This window comes from Desulfovibrio desulfuricans DSM 642 (assembly GCF_000420465.1).
Taxonomy (GTDB): Bacteria; Desulfobacterota; Desulfovibrionia; order Desulfovibrionales; family Desulfovibrionaceae; genus Desulfovibrio; species Desulfovibrio desulfuricans.
Map to the genome: position 1 here is coordinate 57,473 of NZ_ATUZ01000002.1, position 10,870 is coordinate 68,342.

At 50.5% G+C, this 10,870-nt stretch carries 9 protein-coding genes; 1 reads left to right on the forward strand and 8 read right to left on the reverse strand.

From position 1 onward, the window contains the following. Positions 1-79: 79 nt before the first annotated feature. The 8 genes from G449_RS15380 to G449_RS15385 form a co-directional block, all read right to left on the reverse strand. Positions 80-1,318 carry an MFS transporter gene (locus G449_RS15380; protein WP_022657383.1) on the reverse strand — a complete coding sequence of 413 codons (1,239 nt, stop codon included), beginning with the start codon at positions 1,316-1,318 and terminating at the stop codon, positions 80-82. Between the two features lie 94 nt (positions 1,319-1,412). After that, entirely contained in the window at positions 1,413-2,519 is a 1,107-nt protein-coding gene (locus G449_RS0100675; RefSeq protein ID WP_245559795.1) for an ABC transporter permease, read from the reverse strand. A gap of 29 nt (positions 2,520-2,548) precedes the next feature. Beyond that, entirely contained in the window at positions 2,549-3,499 is a 951-nt protein-coding gene (locus G449_RS0100680) for an ABC transporter ATP-binding protein (protein ID WP_022657385.1), read from the reverse strand. Further along, on the reverse strand, positions 3,496-4,449 hold the full coding sequence (locus G449_RS0100685; RefSeq protein WP_022657386.1) for an HlyD family secretion protein: 954 nt from the start codon (positions 4,447-4,449) through the stop codon (positions 3,496-3,498). The genes G449_RS0100680 and G449_RS0100685 overlap by 4 nt, the downstream gene beginning before the upstream one ends. Before the next feature lie 81 nt (positions 4,450-4,530). Continuing rightward, a complete protein-coding gene (locus G449_RS0100690) occupies positions 4,531-6,804 on the reverse strand; it encodes a TonB-dependent receptor (RefSeq protein ID WP_159060400.1) in 2,274 nt (757 codons plus the stop codon). 73 nt (positions 6,805-6,877) lie between these two features. Continuing rightward, positions 6,878-7,312: an ExbD/TolR family protein gene (locus G449_RS0100695; protein ID WP_022657388.1), complete on the reverse strand. Its 435-nt coding sequence runs from the start codon at positions 7,310-7,312 to the stop codon at positions 6,878-6,880. Between the two features lie 20 nt (positions 7,313-7,332). Continuing rightward, positions 7,333-8,013, reverse strand: coding sequence for a MotA/TolQ/ExbB proton channel family protein (locus G449_RS18680; RefSeq protein ID WP_022657389.1), 681 nt, complete (start codon positions 8,011-8,013; stop codon positions 7,333-7,335). Between the two features lie 10 nt (positions 8,014-8,023). Continuing rightward, the gene (locus G449_RS15385; protein ID WP_081640419.1) at positions 8,024-8,725 is read right to left on the reverse strand and encodes an energy transducer TonB; all 702 of its coding nucleotides are present in this window, start codon (positions 8,723-8,725) and stop codon (positions 8,024-8,026) included. A 734-nt stretch (positions 8,726-9,459) separates the two neighbouring features. On the opposite strand from G449_RS15385, the gene G449_RS0100710 reads away from it, so the two are divergent. Beyond that, complete coding sequence (locus G449_RS0100710) at positions 9,460-10,812, forward strand: DUF6538 domain-containing protein (RefSeq protein ID WP_022657391.1); 1,353 nt, start codon at positions 9,460-9,462, stop codon at positions 10,810-10,812. Positions 10,813-10,870 lie beyond the last annotated feature (58 nt).

The following is a 10,870-nucleotide window of genomic DNA, read 5'->3' on the forward strand; positions in this document are numbered from 1 at the left end:
CAGTTGTGTTGCGGCAACAAGTGTGCTGCCGCGAATATTCATCGTGCCAGCCGCCTTTGTTAAGGGGCCGTTCGCGCGCTTAAGCCACAGGCGCGCGGGGTTCTTTTTTTGCAGAGGAGGACACATAAAATCTGGCGAAGATGCCCCCTAGCGCCGAGCAGGCCAACGCTGCGCAAATAGTTGCACTGTAACCCAAGCGACCAGCCATGACCATGCCCGTGCCCCCCATGCCCATTGCAAAAAACTGATATATGCTGAACTGCACTGTGTAGTCCGTTGCCGGACTTTCTTTGGATGCATGATCCATCATCAGCGTGCTAAGCATGGTGACTGACGGCACATAGCCCAGAAAATGAGCCATGACCGCAGCTACGACCATACTTGTGCTCACGTTTCCCATGGCCATAAAAAGTACCGCTGCAATACTGAGCAGCTGCATCCCCAGGCAGTAATTCATGGTGAAACTCCGTCCATGGCGGGAAATCATCCACCCTGCGAACAAGCTGGAAGCAATGCCCATAACTGGACCGAGCACATCCACATAAAACCCGATGCGTTCAAGCGACCAATGATTATCCACCAGAATTGGCGTCAACAGACTGTAGGCAACTGTAATTCCCATGGGGAAAAGCAGCAGCATCACAAGCCAGGATGCCATACCCGGCTGCCGCCAAAACCCTACAAGCCTGACAGCGGCCTGCAAACCACTTTGCTTTTGAATTTGCAATTCATCTTCAATAAAGAAAAGCAGTTGCACCAATGACACGGCAGTGCCCAGAGCCAGAATCAAGACAGACTGACGCCAGCCAAGGCTGGGGTATGCCATCAACACAAAGCCTGCGCCTATCATAAAGCCGAGCATGCCCCCGGCAGTCTGAATGCCATTGCCGATGCCCCGCTCTTCTTTGGAAAGGATGGAGCATACCAGGCCATCTGTTGCGATATCCTGGGTTGCTCCGCACAGGGCTATGACGATGCACAGCAGATAAACAGAGCCAAAGTCTGTTTGCACATCCAGGCTTGCGATAGCACAAAGCACCACAACGAGGAGCGACTGCATCAAGATCAGCCAACCGCGAAAATGACCAATTCGTGGTGTGAAACGAATTTTATCCACCAAGGGAGCCCACAAAAATTTGCAGGCTCCAATCATGCCAAGGGCATAAACGGAGCTTATCTGCTCAAGAGGCGCACCCTGCTTGCGCAATATGGCAACAAGCGCAACTGAAAAAAAGCTCAGCCCGAGGTATTGCGTAGTGTAGAGGCTGGCTATCAGACTCCATACAGAAAAAGGCTTTCGTGATAACATTGCAAACATACGCATCCTTGAAATTTACAACTGTTGCCTTCAGTTGATGCCTATAAGCTAAAGAATATATCCAAATTCAGCTGTGCGCCCAGGTTGGAAAGGCCTAATCCAGCGTACGGCGGTAGCAGCGGATGGACAGCGTGCAGACAACTGCCAGAATCAGCACTAACGCGCCAAAATCCACCCAGATATCAGCAAGGGTGTTACCCTTAAGAAGAATCCCGCGCACAATCCGCAAAAAATGCGTTACCGGCAATATTTCACCAAGCCATTGCGCCCAATCTGGCATACCCCGATACGGAAACATAAACCCAGACAATATGATGGACGGCAGCAGAAAACCCGAAGAAGCCTGATTGGCCTGCATCTGGTTTTTGGCAATGGATGAAAAAATGAATCCAAGTGCCAGATTTGCGCAGATAAAAACCACGCACACCAGAAACAGCAAAGCCATGGAACCCATCATTGGCACATGGAAAAGAACCTTTGCAGCGGTAAGAATAACCAGTATCTGACCGAATCCGATAAGAATGTAGGGCGAAATCTTGCCAAGCATCATCTCTAGGGGCCGAATGGGGGCCACCAGCAGACTTTCCAGGGTTCCACGTTCACGTTCGCGGGTCATGGCTATGGAAGTCATCATGATCATAGTTGATGAAAGCACCACGCCAAGGATACCGGGAACCACGCTGAACGCCGATTCGTTTTCTTCGTTATACTTGCGGTGCACCAGCAACGAGTACGGCGGGCTCCCCTGCTTCAATTCAGAAAGCGGCCCGGTGAGATCCGCATTTATGGCTTTTGCCGCAAGCCCGGACAGGGCAGCTATGGCGGCGGAAGTGGCGGAAGGATCGGTTGCGTCAGCCTCGACCAGCACCTCGGGGCGTTCGCCCCTGGCAACCTTTCGTGAAAAATCTACGGGAATATTGATGACAAACTGGGTGGAACCGTTGGCCAGCGCCCGCTGCGACTCAGCTTCCGTTGCATTGCGGTTGGTGATCAAAAAATAGCCCGATACTTCCAGGGAACTTACAAACGAACGGCTCATAACCGACTGATCACCATCAACCACAAGGGTGGGCAGATGCTTTGGGTCGGCATTGATCGCATAGCCAAACAGAAGAATTTCCATAAGCGGCACGCTGAGCAACATGGAAAACGTTGCCCGGTCGCGCTTCATCTGGATCAGTTCCTTAGTCAGCAAAGCCACAAAACGCCTTAGGGAAAATCCTCTGAACATCAGGCCAGCCCCATCTTCATATCTTTCAGGGCACGGTTCATGAGCAGAATAAACAGATCCTCAAGCGATGCCTCGGCGTCTGACCACACCAGTGCCGGGTCGTGCCGCCAGGGGCGGATCGCCTCTTCAAGCAGGGCTGCATCTGCGCCGCCCACGTGCAGGTCATTGCCAAAGGGTATAACCACATCCACATGGTTTTGCGACTCAAGCCGCTGCGCTATGCGGGTAAGAATTGCTGGCGCCAGGTCTGGCTTGAGGCATGCGGAGTACATTTTCATGGGAAACCGTTTGATAAGCTCGCGGCTTGTGCCGCAAGCCAGCAGTTTGCCATAGGCAATGTAGGCAATGCTGTGACAGCGCTCCGCCTCATCCATATAGTGTGTTGACACAAGCACGGTAATACCCTCTGCCGCCAGTGCATGTATCTGCTCCCAAAATTCCCGCCGGGCGGTAGGGTCCACCCCTGCGGTGGGTTCATCCAGAAGCAATACCTTGGGCTTGTGCATCACGCAGCTTGCCAGTGCCAACCGTTGCTTCCACCCGCCAGAGAGCGACCCGGCCAGCTTTTTGCGCTGCTCCCACAATCCCAGTCGGTGCAGCACGCTCTGGATTTCACGGCGCACATTGCTCAACCCATAAATGCGGGCTGTAAAGGCAAGATTTTCTTCAAGAGTCATGTCTTCATAAAGCGAAAAACGCTGAGGCATGTACCCCACCTGTAGTTTGATCTGATCCGCCTGCGTCAGGATATCGAGCCCAAGGCAGGTGCCAGTGCCTTTATCCGGCGTCAGCAGGCCGCACATCATCCGCAGGGTCGTGGTTTTTCCTGATCCGTTGGGGCCAAGAAAACCAACAATCTGGCCCTCTGGAACGCTGAACGACACGGAATCTACCACAGTAACATTGCCAAACGTTTTGGTAAGGCCCTGCACTTCGATGGCGTTTGTCATTTATGGAAAACTCCCGTCACGGGCAGCCCCGGGCGTAGTTGCGCGCAAGACTCAAGAGGAACCGCTTCAACCATAAAGGCCAGCTTGCCCGACTCGTTACGCGAATAAAGCACCGGCGGCCTGTAGGCAGCCTCGGAAGAAACAAAATTTACGCGAGCGGGGATGCCTTTGCCGCAACCTTCGCATTGCAGCAGAATTTCCGGTTCTGCGGACGTCCAGCCAACCTGGGTCGGGGAAAGAAAAAAACGGGCCTTGATGTTCCCCGGAGGCAGCAGTTCCACGACAGCCTGTCCACTCGCTATGGTTTCTCCCGGTCGGTAGATGATATCGTTTACCACGGCATCGGCAGGCGCAATCGCTTGTCGCAGAGCCAGATTCGCCTCTGCCTCGCGCACAGCGGCCTGACGGAATTGCAGCATCTTTTGCGCGGCTTCAATTTCGCCTTCGCGCCCAATGCTCAGTTGGGCCAAACGCAGACGGCTTTCGCTGGCGCGGATTTTTGCCCTCGTGGCCGATTCCTCTGACCGCAGGCGCTCAACTTCATCCATTGACGCAGCACCGCTGTGGCTGAGATTCAATTTACGGCGATACGACGCTGCGGTGTAGGCAAGCTGGGCCTTGAGCTCTGCAATGCCAGACTGCAAGGCTTCTATTTCATCATTCCGTTCCGCAGAAAGTAGATTGGATACTTCCGCCTTTGCGGCCTCAAGCTCGGAGCGGGCCTTGTCCAGAGCGGCTTTTTCCCTGTTGCTGTCGAGGGTAAAAAGGGTTTCTCCCACCTTTACATGACTGCCGCGCGAAACAGAGAGGGTTTCAACAATACCGCTTGCAGGCAGAGAAACTCTGACAAAATCACCTTCAACATAGCCCTGAACTTCAGTATCTGACCGCCCGTAGCAGCCGGTAAGGAGGCTCGCTATGACAGCAGAAGCAAGAACCGCGCACTTCATTGAATTCTCCGCCATGAAGTGCGCTTTCTCTGCTGCGCGGATACCACGCTACAGAGAAAGCACACTTCAATGAGACCTCGGCTAAAATTTCAGCGTAAAATCAACACCGAACATCATTGGGTCAATAAGAGTCACCAAGGTGTTCTGGTCGTATGACGGGTTCATGGCGTTCACATAGAACTGCGAGGCCGTAGCCGCCTGATTCAGCAGGTTGCGGCCCCAGAGGTTCACCTCGTACTTATCGTTCTTGACGCCGAGATTCAGGTCAAACGTACCATATCCGGCCTGCTCAAGCCTGTTTTCAATGTCGTAGTAGTAATTTGAACGATAGCGGAAGGTCAGATCAATACCCGCCACAAGCTTGTCCCAGGGCAATTCGTACTCATAACCGACCGTGCTCCGCCCAGTAAACTTGGAGTGATACTGCTGCTGATTACCGCTGGCGTTGATGGTGCGGCCGCCAGCCGTTGCAGGGGCATTCTTAAAGTCCACATAGGTCGCGTCCGCATAGCCCACGCCAACGCTTGCATGGATACCGTTGTCAAACTTGCCGGCAAGGTCTGCCTCAAAGCCATAGGAACGGCTCTGTGGTGCATTGATAATGGGAGTCATGTTTGTGGAGGAATCATATGCCAACACCTGCTGGTCTCTCCAGTCAATGTAGAAGAGCGCGGTGTTCAGGGTAATGCGGCCATCGTAAAAGGAATTTTTCATTCCCAGTTCGTAGTTTACGGTGGTTTCTTCGTCGTATTTGAAGGCGGGCTTGTCGTAGAAAAGAGACGTATTAAAGCCGCCAGCCTTATAGCCGGTACTTACGCTGAAATAAACGTTATTGAATTCATCAAAGCTGTATTTGATGCCGCCGCGCGGCATCCAGTACAGTTTATCCCACTCCCCATCGTAATTCTTGATCATGGTCTTGCCAGGAATTCTCCAGTATTCATCAAGATACGCATCACCAAGGTTTGATGAGGTGTTAAATTCATATTCCTTTTTGTCATACCCCACACGGACGCCGCCAAAAACCTGCCAATATTGGTTAAAATCGTAAGAGGCATTGCCAAATGCGGCAACAGACCATGCATTTTGCTGACCACGCAAATCAATGCTGCCGTGATCGCCAGACAAGGTACTCGGCACCCAGGGCGAGCCCTTGTCCCAGCCATTAGTCTGACTGTTCAGACGGTCGGCGCGGTTAAAGTCCCCATAAACACCAGCAACATACTTGAAAGCTTCATTTTCCGGCGAGGCCAGGCGTAGTTCTTGCGATATCTGCCCAAAACTTTCGCTGAAAGTGCCGTATTTCTTGAATTGAAAGTTGGTAAAGCCCATCATCGTGTTATGCTGCGCATTAATTATGTCAAAGTAGCCTTTTGGACCGTAGGCCTGCTTGTAGTCCATGGCTGTGCTGCGATAGCCGGTGAGCGAAGTCAGCTTGTAGCCGCTGTCAAAATCATGATTGACTTCAAGCTTGGCGCCGCCAGAAGAGATATCGCCACCGGAAGAACCGTCCCAGTTGAAGGTTTTGTTTCCGTCATCATAATCCGTCTTGCTCATCCTGGCGGAGTCGTTGCGATACTGCTTCTGGATATCAGAGCTGAAATCGACGCTTGTATTTTCGCCAAGCATCATAAACCAGCTCAAACGGCCCTGATAATTATTTTGCTTGCCGAGGTTGCCCCCTTCGTAATTTTCCCAGACATGCCCGGTCTGATTGTATCCAAAGGCCACACGCACTGCGGCCTTACCGTCCCACAAGGGCATATTGGACATCACTTCTGTGCGATAATGCTCATAATTGCCAGCGCCAATGGTTATGTACCCCTCTTGCTTGCTCGGGTCGGCCTTCTTGGATGTGACATTGATTGCGCCGCCAAGAGTATTGCGTCCATAGAGCGTACCTTGCGGGCCACGTAATACTTCTACTTGCTCCACATCAAGCAGGTTGTTCAAATAACCGTGCGTTAGCGTAAGCGGCACACCGTCAACAAATACACCCACCGAGGGATCCGTTTCAATTTCCGCAGACCCCACGCCGCGTATGCTAAAAAATGGAGACAGAGAACCACCGACCTGTCCGGTTGAAAATGTTGCGTTGGGGGTAGCCGCGATTACATCTTCAAGCCTGGTCATATGCGATGCTTTCAGATCTTGGGGCGATACAACCTCCATGCTGATGGGTACGGCGTTTTCCGCCTCCGAGCGCTTTTGCGCAGTGACATGAACCACATCAAGGGCTCTTTTTTCTTCGGTACTTTGCCCTGCTGCATCATCCGCGAGTGCTGGCCCTGCCAGACCGCACAAGCCCATAATCATAACCCCCGCCACCAAAGAAACCCTTCTTCTTCGCGTCATTCCCCAGTTCTCCTCTCGATGCCGAATCCACATCGCAGACCGCGGTTAAGGTTTGTATTATAAATGCAAATCGTTACCTTATTTCGTTTTGAGGTGAAGTAACAAAGGCAATTTTGGAAAGACCAGCCTGTTGAGCCAGCGCAAGAACCCTCGCGATATTAGTGTATTGCGTTGATTCATCTGCATGAAGGTTGATACGTGCATCGCCGCCGTTTCCACGCTCAACACCTTGAAGTTTCGTAAGCAAGTCATCTTCTGTAACAGGCTTACCATTCATACTGTACGCGCCAGCGCCTGATATCTCGATAGTTATATCAGAGTTCTGCAACTCATGTTTCTGTGCATTTTCTTTCGGAAGATTGAGTTTAAAAGCCTGATGAATTACTGGCGCTGTGATAATGAATACAATGAGCAACACAAGCATGATATCCACAAGAGGAGTAACGTTTATGTCACTCATAACCTCGCCATCCATTCTTGCGCTCAAGCTCTTTCCGCCGACGTGCATATACCTTCTCCTTGTTACGGTTACTTGGTAGAGAGTGGCCGTTGCCCGGTGACAAGATAGGTTTGCAGATCTTGGGCAAACAGTCCCAATTCCTGCAGATTCCTGCGATTGCAGTTTGCTATGGCGTTGTTGCCAAGCACCGCCGGGATAGCCACAACCAGACCAAAGGCCGTCATGACAAGGGCTTCGCCAATAGGCCCTGCAACCTGGTCAATGCTCATCTGCCCGCCGCCGCTCAGGGCAATAAGGGTGTGGTAAATACCCCAGACCGTGCCAAACAACCCTACAAAGGGGGCTGTTGCACCTATGGAAGAAAGAAGAACCAGACCATAACTCTGGTAATATGAAATTTTATCCAGCACACTGGCCATTGAGCGAATGATCCAGTCCGCATGTGCATTTGGGTTCTGTGTATCCGCCGCAGTAGAACAAAACCCTTGAGAAGCATATCTCCCTTCAAGTGCTATCTGTTTCCACGGCGAAGAATTGTTGCAAATGTTATCAATAGATTCATCAACCGTATCTTTCATCCAAAAATATTTTGATCTTGCACGATTCTTTTTAAATTTCTGCTGTCTTAAAATCCCAATTACAATCACTGTCCACGATGCAATTGACATAAGTAAAAGTATTATGGCTACTGTATGGGTAACTGCATCGCCATGTCCCCATATACTTATCAAGTTAAATTTATTTTCCATTAATTTTCTCCTAATTAGTCAACGAAAAATCGACCACAACACTATATTCGTGATCTGCGGCCAGCCCGCCGATCTTGTACGGTTCAAAACGCCATACACGCACAGCGCTGCTCGCCGCATCATCCAGCCGGGAAAAACCGCTGGACCGCTTGACGCTGACAGCTCCGGCTGTCCCGTCCGCTTTCACCAGCACGTTGAGGACGACGCGCCCCTCCTCGCCCATGCGGCGGGAAAGCGCAGGATATGAGGGCTTGACCCTGCGAACCACTATGGCCGAGTCCCCACCAGATCGTAGCTGAGCGCTTTGCGAAGCCGGGCCCGTGACGGGCGAAGCATTTTCCGATGTCCGACCTTGCGCAGCATCAACAGGAGTAGATGACGTTTTTTTGGCTTCAGGCCGGGGTTTGGATTTGGGCTTGTCTTTCTGCTTGGGTTTTGGCTTGGGCAGGTTAACAACAGGCTGCGGCTCGGAATCGATCACCGGTTCAGGCTCAGGGTAAACTTCCGGCTCTGCAACCTGCGGAGCCGATGTTTCAACTACGGGTGATTCTGGAACAACAGCAAACTGAATTGAAATTTCAGATACACTTTGCGTTGTTAAATCCATCTGATCACTTGAAAAAATATATGCAATGCAAAAAAATACTAAAATATGCAATGCACATACTATCATAAAAGCTGGAAAAATATTTCTTTTAAAAGAATATAGCATAACACTCGTCTAATTATTGCATGTAAATACAGGTTATTAAAATTGTATAAAAAGAGATTACATCAAAATAAGCATAATTATTGCGCCATACCAACGGTAAAACTACAGATAGCAAAACTTAAAATAACAACTTTGATGCTCTGCCCGTCAAAAAATCAGCTAGGCAATCAGCTCAAGTTGTTAAACGAAAGCGATGATCAATTTCATCTTTAGTGAAATAGAAAATGGATGTCAATATCATTCACAAAATTATTCATTCAATCTACGAATAACCAGCGCCTGACAGGGCGATATACTTGATTGGAAACTATGTGAGGGGATGGGGTAGAGGTGAATCTCTCTGTGCAGAAAGGATTGTTCGCATGGCCAATAAGTTACTAATTGATATAAACCCTGGATGCCACACTCCTCTTTTTTATTCTGGATTTTCACGTAAGTCAGAGCTACTATGGGGTCACAAACGGGGTCACAAGCCTTCGCGAACAAAAAATAAATTACAACAATTTCAGACTGTTGAAATTCAACATATCAAATGGTGCCGAGTCTCCCCTTCGGCACCATCTTTTAAGAGTCGTTACAAGCAACAGCCTGTAACGACTCTTTTTTTTGGCTTGTGCCCAGCATAGGCACCAGACCAAAACCCGCCCTTGGGAGCTTATGGGGTCAAAGCGCGGGGTCAAAGGCACGACAAAATTGGGCGCAAGCCCGTTTTGCCGTTGCCAGGAGAAAACCCCATGCCTCACCTTCTTCCTGCCCTTTCCAACCTTGTGCCTGCCGTCGCCAGCAACCAGGATGATGACAAAAAGTCAGCCCCTGCGTATCTTTATTGCAAAAGAAAAATCTACTATTTTCGATATGCCTTTCCCGCCAACCTGCGAAAATCACTTGGGCGGGCCGAGTTGCGCGTAAGTCTGCAAACGTCCTACCTGAGGATTGCGCGATTTCGCGCCCGCATGCTATCCGCAGAAATTGGCAATATGATTCTTGAGGGGTTTATGTTGGATTATAAGGAAATACGCCGTCGCATGAATATCCTGCTCCAGCGCTTGCTGGAGCAGGACCACGCAGATCTTTCAGAGCGTAAAAACATCTCTGTGGGAAAGCTCAACATCACGTACGACCAGCTCAGGACGTCTCAAATCGAACTACTCTTGCACTGTAATTCACCACAATTGCTTGAGCAGATTGCGCCAGAATGCATTGTTGACTTGCTTCGTTCCGGTGCTTTCACACGAAATGAGCTTGCAGGGGAAAACTATCTGCAAATAGTGAAAGCATACAAAGAGATGCAGATCACCAGGCATCGCATCGACATTGCCCGCACCAAAGGCGATTTTTTGATGGAAGAAGAAGTCATGGGACGCGATTTTGGCAAGTTACCTTGCGACACCTCATGCACAGCACAGGAGCCACCTGCTTTGCTGGAGGTGCCTACGCACGTTCACCAGCAGCAGACGGGAGGAATCCTTTATTCTGAAGCCATGGAACGGTACATCGGCCAGAAACTTCAGGACGGTGAATGGCGTGAGCACAGCGTGAGGGACCACCGGGGACGCCTGGAAGAATTTCTGACCATTATTGGCGACAAGCCTATCAAGGACATCACCCGTTTGGACATGCGGCATTTTCGCGAAACATTGAGAAAGCTCCCACCTAACCGCTCACGAATTAAAGCATTCAGAGCTAAAAGCATCCAGGAGCTGCTCGACCTGAAAGTTCAAGACACGTTGAGTGTCACAACAGTCAACATTCTTGTAGAAGCCGTTGGAAGCATGCTTGCGTGGTATGTGCGCGAGGGGCTATTGGACGCCAACCCGGCAACCCATCTTCAGATCAAGGACAGCCGCCAAGCTATTGAACTGCGTCAGGCGTTCTCCGCCGACGAGTTCACAAAAATCTTTGCGCATCCCAAATTCGCGAGAAAGGAATTCAAATCCCCCTCTTATTACTGGATCCCTCTGATTGCCCTTTTCACTGGCATGCGCCTCGAAGAAATCGCTCAGCTTCACTGTGCCGACATCTATGAAAGCCAGACAAAGGGAATCTGGGTTGACCTTACCCCACTGCGTATACCACTTGTAAGTTAGTGGTTCCCAATGGGTTGCAGGTTATATTCTTTGCCCGAAATTCTTCCGGTGTCAGCCA

Bases quoted from the DNA above. Each gene is read 5' to 3' on its own strand.
- G449_RS15380 (WP_022657383.1), bottom strand. From the start codon at position 1,318: ATGTTTGCAATGTTATCACGAAAGCCTTTTTCTGTATGGAGTCTGATA.
- G449_RS0100680 (WP_022657385.1), bottom strand. From the start codon at position 3,499: ATGACAAACGCCATCGAAGTGCAGGGCCTTACCAAAACGTTTGGCAAT.
- G449_RS0100685 (WP_022657386.1), bottom strand. From the start codon at position 4,449: ATGAAGTGCGCGGTTCTTGCTTCTGCTGTCATAGCGAGCCTCCTTACC.
- G449_RS0100690 (WP_159060400.1), bottom strand. From the start codon at position 6,804: ATGACGCGAAGAAGAAGGGTTTCTTTGGTGGCGGGGGTTATGATTATG.
- G449_RS0100695 (WP_022657388.1), bottom strand. From the start codon at position 7,312: ATGCACGTCGGCGGAAAGAGCTTGAGCGCAAGAATGGATGGCGAGGTT.
- G449_RS18680 (WP_022657389.1), bottom strand. From the start codon at position 8,013: ATGGAAAATAAATTTAACTTGATAAGTATATGGGGACATGGCGATGCA.
- G449_RS15385 (WP_081640419.1), bottom strand. From the start codon at position 8,725: ATGCTATATTCTTTTAAAAGAAATATTTTTCCAGCTTTTATGATAGTA.
- G449_RS0100710 (WP_022657391.1), top strand. From the start codon at position 9,460: ATGCCTCACCTTCTTCCTGCCCTTTCCAACCTTGTGCCTGCCGTCGCC.